Here is a 17,136-nt window from a genome sequence, read left to right as displayed (position 1 = left end):
TTGGTAGTTACGTTAATTCTGGTGTTCGTTTCTATCGAACCCTAACTTCTATCGTGTGCTAATTTTGTCGTTCCAATATGACGTGCTACGTCATCATAGGGTTTGGGATGTCGACATAAATAGACTGGGTCTCAACAGGTGCGGTCAGCTCATCGAGCGCATAGAGTCTGGTGAGTAGATTGCCCTTGAACGGCAATGTAGGGCTACGTAACAGCAAGTCAAATAACGAACGATGCGGGTATTGTTGCTCTAAGGCCATTAAACACTCTTTAAACATCGTGATTAATGCATCCTCACTCACAAGTTGAGTACGAGCAATAGCAGTGATTAAGCCAAATATACTGTTGCCAACTAAATAATAGGCAAATCTTGAGTCAGCAAAGTCTTCTGGAATAACGCACTCTCCTTCGCTAATAAGCTCTGGATAAGCATCAATGAGCGGCGTGGCGTACTCCGCAATATAGCCAAACCCTTGATTGTCTCTGGCCCAGAATTTAGTAGGATAGCCGTCTGTTAGCTCGATGAGACTGTTTTGCTGGTGTACCTCAAAACCAATCCCATGCTGATAGTACATATGAATCAGCGGTATAAAACCAACTTGCAAATAAGTGTCAAACCACTGGACAGCCACCTGTTCTAAAGGCACATCTGTCTGTTTATGGATAGACTTAAACAATGTCTCTAAGCGATTGGTAAGACGAGTTGGATGGTCTTGGCTTAAGCTGGCAAGATTGGTGACTTGCGTATCCTCTGTAAAAGGATTGTCACGTAAGATACAGATGGTTTCATCAATGATTTTTCCATCAATACGTAAGGCGATCCAAGCAGGGTCATTCAATACCGCAATCGTAGGGTACTCGGTTTTGAGCTGAGTACCATAGTCGCTACGCCAGATTCGGCAGGCATGCATGCCGCGTTTACATTCTTTGGGCAGGTTAATCCGCACAGAATTGGTAATCGCTACAGACAACGACAACTTGAACATCCAAGGCGCATCGAAGGCCGCTAGTGTGCGTACTGATGTCGTTGGATGCAGATGCCAACCAAGCTCACCCAAATCAAACAATTGGCCTTGTTCTAGCAGTTTTTGATACCACGGCTGCTGCTGCAAAAACCTTGCTTGCCAAGGGTGCAATGGCAACAGCTTATAGTCTGGATGCTCATCGACAAGTTGCTGCTGATAGCCACTCATATCAGCTTGTAATTTAGATTTGAGCGCTGTGGTAATACTATCGCCATCTACGAATTCTTCTGCAATGCAGCTGGGATGCACTAGCCAATAATGCAGCTGGGTTTTGCTACTGGTCTCGGGCGCATACTTCGCCCATTCGGCACCATAAAAGCCGGCACGGCCTTTGGGTGTAGGATGCATGGCATGACCGTAAATAAGGTTTTGTTCGGTTTGAATAAAGTCTTGCTGATAGTCAATGATGTCATCAATCTCATCATTACGATGCTCTAAAATAGTCTGTAGCCCTTCATAACTCTCAATCCAGCGTTTTAATACGCCATTGGCATCTAGCGTCGCTTTGTCTTTATAACGATGCACAATGTCTTCAATAATCAAAGATGCTAGGCTCATAGCAGAGGATTTTATCCATCGGCTGTTTTGCAAAGGGTCGTCCAGTTGCGTGTCTAGTTTCGAGTCTGATCGTATGCTTACCTGCTTATTCAATGTAAGCGGCGTACCCGCCAAACGATGTTGACCCAATTGGCTCACTCTATCGACAGGTACGACCATTACCGTGTTCGAAGGTAATAGCATTAGCACTAATAAAGGCTTATTTTGTGAGGCCTGCTTCTGTATATCATCCTGCTGCTCTACGGCAATAATATCGCCGCGCCCAGTTTCAAAACAGTAAGCATTGATTAGATTTTGTAGTGTGAGACGATCAAGCGTTTTATACTGCATCATGTTATTTTTTCCCATCAACGTTCAGGTTGTCAGAATTAAGTTGGTTAAAACCAGCAATAGCCATCTGCTCAATGATGTCTGCAATATCATTGATTTGGGTATTGGGATTTAGAATGGTAAATTTAAGGCAAAGGCGCTGCTCAAACTGGGTGGTGGCCACATTGGCGATATTATTGATCAATAATTCTTGCGCAATTTGACGATTGAGCTGAGCGAGTTGCTCATCAGATAACGCGGTATCTTTAGGTGTAAAGTAAAACAAAACACTGCTGATAATAGGCTCATGTACCAGTACAAAATTTTCATTTGCATCAATCAGCTGTGCCGCTTGCTTGGCGGTATCCAGACAGTTATCAATCAAAGTTGCATAGTCATCTGTCCCTAGTAAGTCAAGCGCCATCCACAGCTTTAAGGCATCAAAACGTCGTGTGGTCTGCAAAGAGTACGTCACCAAGTTTGGGATATTGTCTTGTTCATCATCAGCAGAGTTTAGATACTCGCTATGATGGCGAATACTCTCAAAATTTTGATTGTCTCGTAAGAGAAAAGCACCGCAGCTAATCGGTAAGAAGAAATGTTTGTGAAAATCTAAGGTAATAGAGTCAGCCTGATTAAGACCGTCAATCAAGTGTCGATAGCGCTGTGATAATAACAATGCCCCGCCCCATGCTGCATCGACATGTAGCCATATCTGTGCATCACGGCAAATTTTGCCAATAGCAGTTAGAGGGTCAATAGCACCCAAATCCGTTGTGCCAGCCGTTGCAATGATAGCCATCACATTGTCAGCACCTAGCTTATCTATCTGATGTTGTAAGTCAGACATCAGCATAGCGCCTGATGCATCGGTCGCTATTTTAATGACGGATTTTTGACCTAGACCTAGTAGCGCCGCGTTTTTTTCGATAGAAAAGTGCGCCTGGTCTGAGCACAGGATTTTGCAAACAGACCGACCCATCAGACCATCCTTTTGCACATCAACGCCCTTAGCCTTATAGAATCGATTGCGTGCCAGCAGTAAACCCATCAGATTACTTTGCGTACCACCACTGGTAAAGACGCCATCAGCGTTAAGGCCTGTCTGTTCATCAAAGAGGGCACCAGAGATGTCATCGAACCCACAACGTTCACACAACCAATGTATCAAGTATTTTTCAATATAGGTCGCTGCTGGGCTTTGGTTCCACGAGTCCATACTTTGGTTGGTGGCCGCGATAATCATCTCAGCAATCTGACCAATAACCAGTGTGGGTGGATGCAAATGAGCTAAGCAATTCGCATTGGCCGTCGACACACAACTGGGTAAAAACTTGTTTTGAATATCAGCGAGTATCGTGTCGATGTCTCGGCCTTGCTGACGGATGCTAAAAGTATTGGTCGCTTGCACTTGTTGCGGTGTGCCACCCAAATACACATTATTGTCGTCTAGCCACTGTTTGATGACAGCGCTGGTTTTTTGCATATGCGTGACATATTGCTCACTGGTTTGCTGGTTTAATAAATGCAAAATGTCCTCACTTGTTTATTCTACGATGGTATAAATCGCAAATAAGTGACTTATTATTAGAGTCGTTATCAGAGTTTTTTATAAAAGTATGAATCATGCTAAGGCGCTGGCAAGATTATTGATTGTCCTCTAGCGCCATATCAAGCCTTTGCAAGACTTGCTGCAACTCATCTTTGGTTATATTGAGGGGTGGTAATAATCGCAGTACGGTGCCACCGCGCCCGCCCTTTTCAATCACCAATCCATGCTTAAAACACGACTGCTGAATTTTGGCAGCCACATCACTGTCTGCTGGATAGCTGCCATCATTTTGCTTAGGTAGACTGGGATTGATAATCTCTATACCAATCATGAGACCACGTCCTCTGACTTGGCCCACTTTTAGATAGCGCTGTTGGCGTGTTTTTAGCTGCGACATGAACCATGCGCCTATTTCTAAAACATAATCAGCAACGTTGTTGTCTTTTAAGTAATTGAGGGTGGCAAGGCCAGTCGCCATGGCTAATTGATTGCCTCTAAACGTGCCAGAATGATTGCCTGCCTGCCATACATCGTATTGTTTTTTGATACCTAATACCGCAAGTGGCAGACCACCGCCGATTGCTTTTGACATCACAATCATGTCGGGATCGATATCCGCATATTGATAAGCGAACCAACGTCCTGTACGGCAAAACCCTGTTTGTACTTCATCGATGATCAGCATGATGCCCAGCTCTTTTGTCACTCGGCGCACATGCTTCAGCCACTCTATTGGCGCAGGATTGACGCCGCCTTCCCCTTGTATGACTTCTAAAATGACTGCGGCTGGTTTCACCACACCGCTCTCTACATCTTTTAGGAAGTTTTCAAAGTAGCTCATGTGGGCATGAATGCTTTGCTCAAAAGGCAAGCCAAACGCGCAGCGATACATATTAGGATAAGGCAAGAACTGCACCGAACTCATCAGGCCTTCGATACCTTGTTTAGGTGCCAAGTTCCCTGTCACCGCCAGCGCACCATGTGTCATGCCATGATAGCCACCGCTGAAGCTGACAACACCTGAACGACCCGTGACTTGCTTGGCCAGTTTAATAGCGGCTTCTACCGCATCAGCACCCGTCGGGCCACAAAACTGCAAGCAATACTCATCGCTATTGGTCGCAAGTAACTTGTACATGAACTCGCTGAATTTGTCTTTTAAGGGTGTGGTAATGTCCAATGTATGCATCGGTAGGTTGCTATCTAATAGCGCTTTGATGCTTTCTATGACTACGGGATGGTTGTGCCCAAGTGCCAGCGTGCCAGCACCTGATAGGCAATCTATATATTCATTACCTTCAACATCGGTAATCCATGCGCCTTTTGCAGACTGAATCGCAAAGGGTAGCTTACGTGGATAACTACGAACCTTCGATTCAAATTGTTCTTGACGGTGTAAGTAGCATTCGTTATCAAGTGGTTTGTCTAAAAGGATCGTGTCCATAGCTTCAGCCTTGTTATTGTCAGTCGTCTTGGATAAACATTTAAAAGTAAGTGTTGACGCTTATTTCTTAAAATACTGCTTATTTTTATTGAATAATAATGTAAATGATAATCATTATTATTAATGACGCGTAGTATCTACCTCTGATGATTTTCTGTCAACCCCTACTTATTGGTTTTTTCGATATATTATAGTCAGCGGACTACTATACGGTTACGGCGTTAACCTCCTTAGATGTACTGCTTGTATCGTCTGCAGCCGACTGTCTTGTACCTGTTTTAGACTTCCTTGACTATAGTAGTGACGAATATATAACTAGCGTGAATATTGACTTAATAAACGAAAAAAGAGCACAGAATATCTTCTGTGCTCTTTTGTTATATCTGCCTACTATCTAATGCCTACTAACTACTAATAGATGCAGTAGTCTAATTATCAGACCCAACCATCTTCCAACAGATGCTCAGTATTACTGATTTTAAAACCGTTGCATAAGTCATAAAACGTCATCGGATCTTCGACATTATCGAGCAACTCTCGTTTATGTAGCGCCACAAATAAGGCTAACGCATACGCTGCACTATGAATAGATTTTTTAGGATTAAAAGTGATATCAGTGAACCCTTGATATTGAATCACTTCCTCATGTAGCTGAGGGTTTTGCTTTAGAGCATTCACGTACAGCCAGTCATAAAATGTTGTTAACGGCTCTACGCCCCACTCCATACCAAAGTAATTATAGCCAATGAGCTCACCTGAGGTTGTGAGTCGCTCATCTTTGCGGGCTTGTCTTGGCGCTACTGTTAGCAAATCAAGATAAGGACCACCATCTTCAAAGATCATGCTGGCTTGAAAAGCATTTTCGACACTATATGGATTGCCATCATGCTCATCAGTAATCTGTAAACTGAACGGGCTTAGCGGAAAACTTAGTTTATTGCCAGACTTGCTGGAGAGCTCGAGTACTTGCTTAAATCCATACTTTTTGCGAATGACTTGTTGTAGGTCATTGATGGACTTTTTCTTTTGTCTGCTCGCAAATCCCACATGTCGCTCAAACATAACCATATCCGTTTTTACCAAATTGTCACTGTTGACTTTCGGCATGAATACGGGTCTTTGTTCTATCGTATTTGGTACTTCTTCCATAGTGATGTGCCTTAATATCAATGGTCTTGTATAAAGTATGCTTTCATAATTAATCTAGCAAAAATGCTTGTGACAGTTCATTCTGTCACTGCTATCAACGTTCTTTATTATTGGGGTTTTACTTTCTAGTAATAAAATATCGCTGCTCAATCTGAAATGCGCTGAACCGAGTCAACGCTCGCGGAGGCAGTTTATCTTATTCTTAGTCATTTATCCTACCCTATTTCAAGGTTATTGATAACCTTACTGAGTTTTTTGCATCAATGCCTTGCATGGTATAAACATAAGCAGTGTATTTGACCTATATTCGTCTTACTTTATCCTGATCGTAGTCAAATTAATGGCTGTTCTTTATCACTGAACCGAAACGTAGATACGCTATCATTTCCATGAACATGCGCCTATACATGTAGAATGCGTAGAATGCGTAGAATGCGTAGAATAACCGCGATAATCTCCGCATAATATGCATTGATAAACAATTTTCTAAGGACGCTTCACAATTTGAGAAACGTCTAGTTAAGGATGATCTAGAGTATCAAGGCTCGCGGTCTATTATTAGTGGTTCCGCAAATCCAGTCTATTTTAAGTAGTCTATTAATTGGTTTGAAGGGTGAAATAGCTAGTTCCCTTGGGTATAACTTGTTATTACATCTTTATTACTTAGAGAGAATATGTGTAAGAATATATTCTTTGGGAAGATCAGATGGATAGGTATGAGCATTAGCACTAAAAGGACTTATTTCTAAATAAAATATCTGTCATACAACAGGAATATAAATCAGATTACCATCAAAAAATGGATGTATTCCATCCATCTTTACAAGTGTAGTATCGTCTGAATGATCATTGAGTCCATGTGACATAATAAACCCAGAGCCGTTCTCAAACTCAAGTAATACACCTCGCTCGCTTGGTAAGCTCATTATCATAGGATGAGTCTCAGAGGTTTGTTTAATGATGGTTACTGATTTGACCACTTGATTGAGATAAATTTTCCAGTCATCGTAATCCTTGGCATAAAAAGGAACGGCGTCTTCATCCTCTTCTTGTAACCATTCGCTATGTTCACCATTCTCTTTTTTTTCTACCCACATACGGACTGTGTTTTGTCCTGAATCACTGATTCCACCAATCACTAACCCATCTTCAAAATAGAATAAAAAAGGCCCTAGCGAACAACAGAAAAATTCCTTAGGCTCCATATAGTAATCTTCAATAAGTTCCTTTTCAGGTACATAATTAAATCTAATAATATTGACCAGTTTGCGTCCAACCAAACTTGCCAATAAGCCTGTTAGATTGCTAGGTATATCTACATCATAAATTGAGGTTGCCATTTGTTTTACTCGCTTCTTTTATTGAAATGGTAAACACGAGAACATAGCCTATAGTTCGATGCCTGTATAGCGCACCGAACCAGTGAAAGCGCCTGATTAGTTCGCCATAGGTATACATTAGTATGACCAACCTCTTACGGCGTCCAATCGTATCTAAACAGGAAATTACTCTAGGTATGGAATATAGTTATCAAACTCCCAATGAAAATATTTTGATAAGTTAGTCGACTGTTCATCTGAATTTTTATTAGAAGTGTTCTCTTCCACTAAAGTGTTAACGAAGTTAAGTAAACTATACTTATCAAATACCTTCGTTACGAATACACCCTTTTCTCTAAAATGAATAGCATTCTGCTCGATAACTGTTCTATCAGAATTTTCTCTATAATAATTTACTAAATTGAAATAGTATATGTCACTCCCAATTTCATTACCTAATAGTAGATTAACTGTTAAGTTGAAATAATCGTCACCTTGTAGTTCAAAATCATCAAAATCTTGATGATCTTCAAACGATATATGTTGTACTGTGAGCATTTCTTAATCCCTCACTTTAAATGGCCGTTTACGATAAGAAGCTTTTATTCAGATGAACTAGAAAACACATAGAATAGTATTAGAACTAGTGACAAAGGCTACGGTTCGATGCCTATATAGCGCACTAATCACGAATAGAGTATATATGGTAAGTACACCATGGAGTACACTGTGACTGTTTTAACCAATTAAAACGTTGATACCATTAGCCCACAGCCAAATATTTAAGTCCTCACTAGGTAGGGAGCCGCCCTTGTTTCCATGAGATAAGTTATCGGCAATACCCTTCTTTGTTATCTACCACTCCTCTCATTTTAACCTTCCGCACCTTTACTTCGTCATCACAGCAAGGCTTAGGAGTAATTTCTTGAAAGTATTATAGAAATACGCTTGACCTTACCATGATGTCAACCTATATGCTGTCACTATAGATTAAAAATAGAATTAAAAACGACAGAGGTTGTTATGAAAACAAAAAATACTAAAGCCCCTACTTATCATGAAGTGCTAAGCATTGAAGGCATGAGTTGTGCCTCTTGCGTCGGGCGTATCGAAAAACAATTAAAAAACATTGAGCACGTCGAAAAAGCCGAGGTAAATCTTGCCACTGAACAGGCGACTGTTTACTCATCGCGACCTGTAGATGTCACCCAGTTAAATAAAGCAGTAGAGCGCGCAGGCTATAAGGTGACGGAAACCAAACCCATCGAGCTATCCATAGAAGGTATGAGCTGTGCCTCTTGCGTTGGACGAGTAGAAAAATCCTTGGCCAAAGTCGCTGGCGTGCAACAAGCTACTGTAAACCTTGCGACTGAGCGCGCTTGGATTAAAGGCGATGCGCAAATACAAACGAGTGAATTGATTGAGGCCGTTAAAAAAGCAGGCTACGAGGCCAAACTGATAGAGCAAGACCAAAGTGATCGACAAGATAAGAAAGCCTCGGAGCAAAATCAGCTGAAACGAGATTTAGGGCTTTCTGCGCTGTTGTCACTGCCCGTATTCATTCTAGCAATGGGCTCGCATATGATTCCCGCCTTTCATATGTGGGTAGTGAATAACCTCGGCACTCAGCAAAGTTGGCTAATACAGTTTGTTTTGACCACACTGGTACTACTCTTTCCAGGCCGACGCTTTTATCAGAAAGGCGTGCCAGCCTTATTGCGTTTTGCGCCAGATATGAATTCGCTAGTGGCGATTGGTACTATCGCAGCGTATGGCTTTTCCCTCATAGCGACCTTTATCCCGCAAACGTTACCTGAAGGCACGGTGCACGTCTATTACGAAGCCGCTGCCATGATTGTGAGCTTGATATTATTAGGTCGTTATTTTGAAGCAAAGGCCAAAGGGCGTACTTCTCAAGCCATCCAGCATTTAGTGGGCATGCAGGCAAAAACGGCCCGTGTACAGCAAGATGGCAAAGTTATTGAAGTCCCTGTAGAAAACGTCACTGCAAAAATGATAGTTGAAATCCGCCCAGGCGAGCGTGTGCCTATCGATGGTGAAGTCGTGGACGGTCACAGTTATATTGATGAATCTATGATTACTGGTGAACCTGTCCCTGTGAAAAAACAAGCAGGCGATCAAGTGGTCGGCGGTACTATCAATCAAAATGGCACCGTGAATATTCGAGCAACGGCCATCGGTGAAGATTCTGTATTAGCACAAATCATTCGTATGGTAGAACAAGCCCAAGGCTCTAAATTACCTATTCAAGCATTGGTGGATAAAGTCACCATGTGGTTTGTACCAGCGGTGATGTTTTTATCAGCATTGACCTTTATAGTTTGGTTAATTTTTGGCCCTGACCCTGCCTTGACCTTCGGCTTAATCAATGCGGTTGCCGTACTCATTGTAGCCTGCCCTTGTGCAATGGGATTGGCCACTCCCACCTCTATTATGGTCGGTACGGGTCGTGGTGCAGAATTGGGTGTGCTATTCCGTAAAGGTGAAGCGCTACAGATGCTTCAGGACGTGAGCGTAGTTGCCGTTGATAAAACAGGCACATTGACTGAAGGCAAACCTACCTTAACGGATTTCCAAGTCCAACAAGGGTTTGAGAAAGAACAAGTCTTACGTGTGGTGGCATCGGTTGAAGCAAAGTCTGAACATCCCATTGCCTTAGCCATTGTACAAGCCGCAGAACAACAGAGTATTCAATTGCTCCCTATCACTGACTTTGAGGCGATGACTGGTCTAGGCATTCAAGCAAACGTGGCAGGCCAAGTGATTCACATTGGCGCAGATCGTTACATGCAGCAATTGGGGCTTGATGTTGCACCTTTTGAACAAGATGCGCTACGTTTGGGGCAAGAAGGTAAAACCCCACTCTATGTATCAATTGATCAGCAATTGGCCGCTATCATCGCCGTTGCAGATCCTATTAAAGAGACGACTCATGCCGCCATTGCCACACTACATCAGTTAGGCTTAAAAGTGGCCATGATTACAGGCGATAATCGCCACACAGCCCAAGCGATTGCCGCAACATTAAATATCGATCAGGTAGTGGCAGAAGTACTGCCTGAAGGCAAAGTGGATGCGATACGCCAGTTGCAAGAACAATATGGCCGAGTAGCATTTGTTGGTGACGGCATTAACGATGCCCCTGCATTGGCTCAATCCGATGTTGGATTGGCCATTGGTACAGGCACAGATGTGGCGATTGAGGCGGCTGAAGTGGTGCTAATGTCAGGTAGTCTGCAAGGTGTGCCTACCGCGATTGCTTTGAGTAAAGCCACCATCAGTAATATCAGACAAAATCTGGCTTGGGCGTTTATTTATAATGTTGCTTTGATTCCGATTGCCGCAGGTGTCTTGTATCCCGCTTTTGGTATCCTGCTCTCACCTATTTTTGCGGCAGGCGCCATGGCACTGTCTTCTGTTTTCGTATTGGGTAATGCGCTACGACTCAAGTACTTTAAAGCATAGTCAGCGAACTACTAAACCGCTACAGAGTGAATATAGAATCGTAAAGCATATCCATATAGGGTTTAAATATTGTTGTTTAAACCCTTTTTGAGTTAGAAGGACAATTATGAATATTGGTCAAGCATCAAAGCAATCCGGTATCTCTACCAAAATGATTCGCTACTATGAGCAGATTGGCTTGCTAGAAACCGTAAATCGCTCGAATTCAGGTTATCGCTTGTACTCTAAAGACGATATCGACGACTTATGCTTTTTAAGGCATTCTCGTGACTTGGGGTTCTCATCCAAGCAAATGAAAGAGTTGCTATATTTGCGCAAAAATGCCAACCGTCAGAGTGCAGATGTTAAGCAACTGACACAAGAGCATATCGAAACGCTAAACCAAAAAATTGCCCAACTGCAAGAGATGGTCAATTCGCTACAGAATTCTTTTGATCATTGTGCAGGCGATGATAATGCAGATTGCGCTATCTTAGAGGATCTAGGACAGAGTAAATAACTTATATCAGATGTACGAAATACATGATGAGGCCAATACAAATACTCAGCACATAAAAAACCCTTTAAGCGATGACGCTTAAAGGGTTTATATTTTGATTTAACCAAAACTACGTTAACTGTTTTAACTACGAGCTAACTCAAAAATAGGCTGTCCGTATTCAACGTTTTGGCCACTTTCAACCAAAACTGCCGTGACAATACCTTCTTTATTACTAATCACTGGCTGCAAACGGGTCAACTCATCAATGAAGCAAACGGTTTGACCTTTTTGAATGTGGTCGCCTTCTTTGACTAAGTTATCTGTTGCATCATCTTCACTTAAGTAGACCTGCCCAACGTAAGTGGCACCTACTTGCAAGACATCACTACCCTGCTGTTCAGGCTTATGAGTAGTCATCGCGTCTATAGGATTAGCGCTTACATTACTCTGCACACCTAGACTGTTAACCACCTTAATAGACTGCCCGTTGTCTGCAATCGTGACTTCATGCAACTGACTGCTCTCAACCAGTTTGACCACACGTGCTATTTGCTCTATATCCATCATACATTCCTTAAATTAATGTTTAGCTCATGCCAAGGTATTTAGCAATGGTCATGACGCTCAAAATACTCATGACGATGGCGATGATCCAGCCAAATACGGCAATCCAAATCGGGTGCTTATAATTGCCAACGATATTTTTTCTGTAGGCGGCAATCAAAATGATGACCATAGCGATAGGCAATACCAAACCATTTAGTGTACCAACCAGTACTAGTATTTGGGCTGGCTTACCGATAGTCGCAAACACCATTGTCGAGATCACGATGAAACCAATAATGAAGTAGCGTTTGTGCTTTTCAATAAATGGATGGAAGTTGGTCATAAAAGACACAGAGGTATAAGCAGCACCAATCACCGAGGTCACAGAAGCCGCCCAAATCACCATACCAAAAATAACTTTACCTGCATTTCCTAAAATATACTCAAAAGGCGACATGGCTGGGTTGGCAGGATTCAATGCAAAGCCTTGAGATACCACACCTAATACGGCAAGGAATAAAAACACACGAATCACAGAGGCAATTAAGATACCAGAGACCGAGCTTCTAGTTACTGAGCTTAAGTTCTCTTCTCCGCTGACACCAGCTTCTAATAAGCGATGCGCGCCTGAGAAAGTAATATAACCCCCAACTGTACCACCTACTAGCGTCACGATAGCGACTGCATCAATTTTGTCTGGCATGATGGTTTTGCTGACAGCTTCTGCTAGTGGCGGATCAGATTTAAAGACCACATAAATAATCAACACAATCAGGATAAAGCCCATTAACTGAGCAAATTTATCCATTATAGGACCTGTTTCTCGGCCCAAAAAGATAGCGACTGCAATCACACCACTAATCAATGCACCTGTGATGGGTGATATATTGAACATGGACTGCATACCAAGCCCTGCCCCGCCAATATTACCAATATTGAAAGCAAGACCACCCGCAATAATCAAGAAAGCAAGCAAGTAACCGACACCAGGAAACACCAAGTTGGCGATTTCCTGTGCACGTTTTTTAGAGACAGCAACGATGCGCCAAACGTTAAGCTGAACGCCAATGTCCATAATAATAGATATTAAGATAACAAAACCGAAACTTGCCATAAGGCTTTCGGTAAATGTGGCAGTTTGGGTCAAAAACCCTGGCCCTACGGCTGATGTCGCCATCAGAAAGGCCGCGCCTAAAATGGCCGTATTGTGTTTTTTTAGGGTACTCATAAATATCCTTGTGCTGTATGGGATTGTTTAATCAAATAATCAGGGCGTATCCTCATTTTAAAAATGGTGGTAAGAATGAGATAAGTGGCAGTCAAACAAGGAAAATAGCGCAGATAATATCGAGATATTAGTGAGCTATTTGACGCCGTTTGGCAAGATTTAGCCATTTTTAACCCATTTATATTACCCTCAATTGAGTTGAGTACATGCCCTAGGAGGCGGATATTTATTAGGCAGAGATAGTGATACCTTTGAGCTCTAGTTGTTTCTTGATTTCTTTTGCAAATAAAATGGCGTGTTCGCCATCCCCATGTAGGCAAATACTTTGCGCTTCTACGGGGACAGTTTGGCCACAGACACTGGTGACCGTCCCTTCAGTAATCATCTGCAACACATGCTTAACCGCATCGTCTGTGTCGGTTATCAGGGCGTTGTCTTTGCTACGAGAGACCAGCGAGCCGTCTTTTTCATAGTTTCTATCGGCAAACACTTCTGATATGGCTTCTAAACCATGCTTCTTAGCTGATTTAACCAAGTAGCCGCCGGACAAACCCATGACCTTTAGGCTTGGATCAAATCGTTTGATTTCACTCACCAAAATATCTGATAAGTCTTCATCAATAGCAGCTTGGTTGTACAATGCACCATGCGGTTTTACATAGTCTAATGACACACCAACCAAGTCACAGAGCGCTTTGGTTGCACCCAACTGATACACCAATAAAGCACGATAATCGGCTTCGCTTAACGGCTCATGAATACGGCCAAAGTTTTCTCTATCGTTTAGACCAGGATGTGCGCCTACGCTCACGTTGTTTGCTTTTGCCAATTGCAACGTGGCTAGCATCTCGCTGTAAGAACCAGCATGAAGACCGCAGCAGACATTCGCTGAGCTGACTATCGTTAGTAATTTATCGTCTTGCCCGCAGCCTTCCGCCACATCAGCATTTAAATCAATTTTCATTGGCATACTCCTTTATTTGATCGATATAGTGTTGTCTGTTTTGCTGTTCCTTTAACGCTTGCTCTAATGACACAACGACGAACTGACAGGTTTTGCCAAATCTAATCTGTGCCATCAGACCTATGTCTGCTTGAATCACGGTTGCAATTTTCGGATAGCCACCCGTTGTTTGCCCATCCGCCATCAAAATAATCGGTTGCCCTTGTGGTGGCACCTGAATCATACCAATATCAACACCATGTGAGCTCATTTCTACAGGCTTACTAAATTCAAGCGCTGTTGCTCCCTCAAGGCGGTAACCCATACGGTTGCTACTGGTTTGTAGTTTCCAAGGCTGATTTTCAAAAGCTTGTTGAGACGACTCAGTGAAGCAATCATACTCACTGCTTTTTATCACTCTAATGATATCGGTTGGTGCAAGTCGAGCCACCCCAATGACAGGCAGGTTTGATTCGGTTTTTACCGTTAATCTGTCATCGGCTTTTAGGTATCTGCCTTCAAATCCGCCAAATCCTGCTTTGAGATTGGTGCTAACCGACTGTAATACTGGCTCAATATCGAAGCCACCGTGCACACATAAATAGCTATACATACCTTGTAGCGGACGTAAAAGTTTGAGCGTCTGCCCAGCTGTCGCATTGATACGCCAATAGCAAGGAACACGCTTGTCGTCTAAATATGCCTCGTATAAAGCACCTGTTAAGCAAAAACTGACGCTTTCTTCAAACTGTATGGTTAGCTCACCGAGCGCTATTTCAATAGCAGGTTCGTTGGCCTCATTTTTCATCAAAGCGTTACCAGCTTGTAGCGCCCAGCTGTCCATTACACCATTTCTACCCACACCCATACTGCGGTAACCCAGTCGTCCCGAATCTTGAATACTGGCAAGGGCACTTGCGGTTAAAATTTTCATTGATACCACCTGTTTATTTGTCTTTTTGATTCATGCATCTTTTATTTATCGCTTATTGATGAATATCAATCGCTTTAAATGTCAAAGTATCGCCTGCGTTAAGCAACGTCGGAGAGGTCTTGGTTAAATCAAATAAAGCAGTATCCGTCTGGCCTAGTAGCTGCCAACCGCCTGGAGAATCAAAAGGATAAACCCCTGTCTGCTCACCACCGATACCCACTGAGCCTGCGGGTACTTGGGTTCTAGGTACAGCATGTCTTGGGAAGTATAAGGACTCAGACAAGCCGCCAAGATAAGGAAATCCTGGCTGAAAACCGATAAAGTAAACGGTATAAGTGGCTTTAGTATGTAGCTCGACAACGGCTTCAACTGAGAGATTTAGATCATTCGCCATGGCCGCTAGATCGGGGCCATATTTTCCACCGTAATGCACTGGTATCTCGACGTGCTTACCTTGGATGGTTTTTGAAGGGATATCATTGAGTAGATCTGAAAGCTTGTCTTTAAAAGTATTCAGCTCAGCCCACGTTAATGGAACGATGAATACACTGAGCGTATTCATGCCAATCACTACTTCGATAACTTCTGGCATTTTCTGGATGCTGTCTGATAAAGCCCAGCATTTTTGTTGTTTTTCTAAGGTGGTTGGTTTAGGAAAAAACAACGCTAGATTGGTTTCACTGCATATTTGCCATTGTAGTTCCATCAGTATGGGCTCCATTATCTGTTATCTTAATTCTGACGCTAATGCCAAATTTGGTTTTCATTTTTGCGGGCAAGACTGGATTTATATATTGTCTTGTATCCACTCTTCTAGATAATGAATGCTCATTTGACCCTGACAAAACACCTCATCTTCAAACAGACGTTGATGCAAACCAATGTTGGTATCAATACCCGTGATTTGCGCCTCCGATAAGGCCGCACGCATTTTTTCTATCGCTTTTTCTCTTGAACGATCTTGTACACATATCTTGGCAATCAAACTGTCATAAGATGGCGGCACGGTGTAGTTCGATTCAGCATGACTGTCTACTCTGATACCAAACCCTGCTGGCATGTGGCAGTAGTCTATGCGTCCAGCATTTGGCAAAAATGTCTGCGCGTTTTCAGCATTGATACGGCACTCAAAAGCGTGTCCGGTAATGGCGATATCATTCTGTTTGTATGCCAGTGGCAGTCCTGCAGCTACTCTGATTTGCTCTTGCACAATATCCACGCCCGTTACCATCTCAGTGATGGTGTGCTCAACTTGCACACGAGTATTCATCTCGATAAAGAAGAACTCGCCGTTTTCATATAAAAACTCAAACGTGCCTGCGCCTCTATACTGCATTTGCTCACAAGCTGTGACACAGGCTTGGCCGATTTTTTGGCGCTGCTCTTCGGTGATACCGGGTGCTGGCGCTTCTTCAATGACTTTTTGATGACGACGCTGCATAGAGCAATCACGCTCGCCTAAATAAATCGCATTGCCGTGAGTATCAGACATGACTTGCACTTCGATATGACGCGGTGCTTGTAAGTATTTTTCGAGATAAACGATAGCGCTACCAAAATTGGCTTTGGCTTCTGTTTGCGTCATAGAGATAGCAGAGAGTAAGTCAGCTTCTTTTTCGACCACGCGCATCCCACGACCGCCACCACCACTTGCCGCTTTGATAATGACTGGATAACCAACGTCACTGGCAATCTTGATAACTTGCTCTGAATCAGCAGGCAATGCGCCATCAGAACCAGGCACACAGGGTACGCCAGCCATTGTCATTTGTTTTTTGGCTTCAACCTTGTCGCCCATGTTTCTGATATTGTCAGCTGTTGGGCCAATAAACGTGAGACCTGAGTCTTCAATCAAAGCAGCAAAGTCTGCGTTTTCAGACAAAAAGCCATAGCCTGGATGGATGGCTTGTGCGTTGGTGATTTTTGCTGCAGAGACAAGTGCTCTTTGATTGAGATAGCTGTGAGTAGCATTGGCAGGCCCGATGCATACTGCTTCATCGGCTAGGCGCACGGGTAACGAGTCTTTGTCTGATTCAGAATGAGCAATGACTGATTTAATACCCAGCTGCTTACAAGCTCGGATAATACGTAGCGCAATCTCGCCACGATTGGCAATTAAGATTTTTGTGAACATGTTTATTCCCTTAAAAATATAGTGTCAAA

The 17,136-nt window shown here is 42.9% G+C and carries 14 protein-coding genes; 2 read left to right on the top strand and 12 right to left on the bottom strand.

The genetic code is table 11. The features are described 5' to 3' along the window. Window positions 1-85: 85 nt before the first annotated feature. The 6 genes from I6E61_RS03795 to I6E61_RS03770 form a co-directional block, all read right to left on the bottom strand. Window positions 86-1,915, bottom strand: coding sequence for an IucA/IucC family siderophore biosynthesis protein (locus I6E61_RS03795; protein ID WP_197130044.1), 1,830 nt, complete (start codon window positions 1,913-1,915; stop codon window positions 86-88). Between the two features lies 1 nt (window position 1,916). After that, entirely contained in the window at window positions 1,917-3,422 is a 1,506-nt protein-coding gene (locus tag I6E61_RS03790) for an aspartate aminotransferase family protein (protein ID WP_197130042.1), read from the bottom strand. 115 nt (window positions 3,423-3,537) lie between these two features. Continuing rightward, window positions 3,538-4,887, bottom strand: a complete 1,350-nt coding sequence (locus I6E61_RS03785; protein ID WP_197130040.1) for a diaminobutyrate--2-oxoglutarate transaminase family protein — start codon at window positions 4,885-4,887, stop codon at window positions 3,538-3,540. 435 nt (window positions 4,888-5,322) lie between these two features. Then, entirely contained in the window at window positions 5,323-6,036 is a 714-nt protein-coding gene (locus I6E61_RS03780) for a hypothetical protein (RefSeq protein WP_197130028.1), read from the bottom strand. A gap of 761 nt (window positions 6,037-6,797) precedes the next feature. Continuing rightward, window positions 6,798-7,376 (bottom strand): hypothetical protein, encoded by a 579-nt coding sequence (locus tag I6E61_RS03775; RefSeq protein WP_197130025.1) that lies wholly within the window; start codon window positions 7,374-7,376, stop codon window positions 6,798-6,800. A 165-nt stretch (window positions 7,377-7,541) separates the two neighbouring features. After that, complete coding sequence (locus tag I6E61_RS03770) at window positions 7,542-7,913, bottom strand: Imm8 family immunity protein (protein ID WP_197130022.1); 372 nt, start codon at window positions 7,911-7,913, stop codon at window positions 7,542-7,544. A gap of 465 nt (window positions 7,914-8,378) precedes the next feature. Here I6E61_RS03770 and I6E61_RS03765 point away from each other — a divergent pair, with 465 nt between their 5' ends. Together I6E61_RS03765 and cueR are read left to right on the top strand one after the other, a co-directional pair. Further along, window positions 8,379-10,841, top strand: coding sequence for a heavy metal translocating P-type ATPase (locus I6E61_RS03765; protein WP_197130019.1), 2,463 nt, complete (start codon window positions 8,379-8,381; stop codon window positions 10,839-10,841). A 106-nt stretch (window positions 10,842-10,947) separates the two neighbouring features. Next, complete coding sequence (gene cueR / locus I6E61_RS03760) at window positions 10,948-11,340, top strand: Cu(I)-responsive transcriptional regulator (RefSeq protein WP_197130016.1); 393 nt, start codon at window positions 10,948-10,950, stop codon at window positions 11,338-11,340. Window positions 11,341-11,463: 123 nt separating this feature from the next. Here cueR and I6E61_RS03755 read toward each other — a convergent pair whose 3' ends face one another. From I6E61_RS03755 to accC, 6 genes are all read right to left on the bottom strand, one after another. Continuing rightward, window positions 11,464-11,886, bottom strand: a complete 423-nt coding sequence (locus tag I6E61_RS03755) for an acetyl-CoA carboxylase biotin carboxyl carrier protein subunit (RefSeq protein ID WP_197130013.1) — start codon at window positions 11,884-11,886, stop codon at window positions 11,464-11,466. A gap of 22 nt (window positions 11,887-11,908) precedes the next feature. Continuing rightward, complete coding sequence (locus I6E61_RS03750) at window positions 11,909-13,096, bottom strand: NRAMP family divalent metal transporter (RefSeq protein WP_197130011.1); 1,188 nt, start codon at window positions 13,094-13,096, stop codon at window positions 11,909-11,911. A 229-nt stretch (window positions 13,097-13,325) separates the two neighbouring features. After that, window positions 13,326-14,060, bottom strand: coding sequence for a 5-oxoprolinase subunit PxpA (gene pxpA, locus I6E61_RS03745; protein ID WP_197130008.1), 735 nt, complete (start codon window positions 14,058-14,060; stop codon window positions 13,326-13,328). Then, window positions 14,050-14,973 (bottom strand): biotin-dependent carboxyltransferase family protein, encoded by a 924-nt coding sequence (locus tag I6E61_RS03740; protein WP_197130005.1) that lies wholly within the window; start codon window positions 14,971-14,973, stop codon window positions 14,050-14,052. Before I6E61_RS03740 ends, pxpA begins: the two co-directional genes overlap by 11 nt. A 52-nt stretch (window positions 14,974-15,025) precedes the next feature. Further along, on the bottom strand, window positions 15,026-15,679 hold the full coding sequence (pxpB, locus tag I6E61_RS03735; RefSeq protein ID WP_197130002.1) for a 5-oxoprolinase subunit PxpB: 654 nt from the start codon (window positions 15,677-15,679) through the stop codon (window positions 15,026-15,028). Between the two features lie 81 nt (window positions 15,680-15,760). Continuing rightward, window positions 15,761-17,107: an acetyl-CoA carboxylase biotin carboxylase subunit gene (gene accC, locus I6E61_RS03730; protein WP_197129992.1), complete on the bottom strand. Its 1,347-nt coding sequence runs from the start codon at window positions 17,105-17,107 to the stop codon at window positions 15,761-15,763. Window positions 17,108-17,136 lie beyond the last annotated feature (29 nt).

It is taken from the genome of Psychrobacter sp. NZS113, assembly GCF_015864825.1.
Lineage (GTDB): Bacteria > Pseudomonadota > Gammaproteobacteria > Pseudomonadales > Moraxellaceae > Psychrobacter.
The sequence above is the reverse complement of the archived record's forward strand: the minus strand, read 5'-3'. Positions and strand labels throughout refer to the sequence as shown.

Coding starts and splice junctions, on each gene's coding strand:
- I6E61_RS03795 (WP_197130044.1), bottom strand. CDS start 1,915: ATGATGCAGTATAAAACGCTTGATCGTCTCACACTACAAAATCTAATC.
- I6E61_RS03785 (WP_197130040.1), bottom strand. CDS start 4,887: ATGGACACGATCCTTTTAGACAAACCACTTGATAACGAATGCTACTTA.
- I6E61_RS03780 (WP_197130028.1), bottom strand. CDS start 6,036: ATGGAAGAAGTACCAAATACGATAGAACAAAGACCCGTATTCATGCCG.
- I6E61_RS03775 (WP_197130025.1), bottom strand. CDS start 7,376: ATGGCAACCTCAATTTATGATGTAGATATACCTAGCAATCTAACAGGC.
- I6E61_RS03770 (WP_197130022.1), bottom strand. CDS start 7,913: ATGCTCACAGTACAACATATATCGTTTGAAGATCATCAAGATTTTGAT.
- I6E61_RS03765 (WP_197130019.1), top strand. CDS start 8,379: ATGAAAACAAAAAATACTAAAGCCCCTACTTATCATGAAGTGCTAAGC.
- cueR (WP_197130016.1), top strand. CDS start 10,948: ATGAATATTGGTCAAGCATCAAAGCAATCCGGTATCTCTACCAAAATG.
- I6E61_RS03755 (WP_197130013.1), bottom strand. CDS start 11,886: ATGGATATAGAGCAAATAGCACGTGTGGTCAAACTGGTTGAGAGCAGT.
- I6E61_RS03750 (WP_197130011.1), bottom strand. CDS start 13,096: ATGAGTACCCTAAAAAAACACAATACGGCCATTTTAGGCGCGGCCTTT.
- pxpA (WP_197130008.1), bottom strand. CDS start 14,060: ATGAAAATTGATTTAAATGCTGATGTGGCGGAAGGCTGCGGGCAAGAC.
- I6E61_RS03740 (WP_197130005.1), bottom strand. CDS start 14,973: ATGAAAATTTTAACCGCAAGTGCCCTTGCCAGTATTCAAGATTCGGGA.
- pxpB (WP_197130002.1), bottom strand. CDS start 15,679: ATGGAACTACAATGGCAAATATGCAGTGAAACCAATCTAGCGTTGTTT.
- accC (WP_197129992.1), bottom strand. CDS start 17,107: ATGTTCACAAAAATCTTAATTGCCAATCGTGGCGAGATTGCGCTACGT.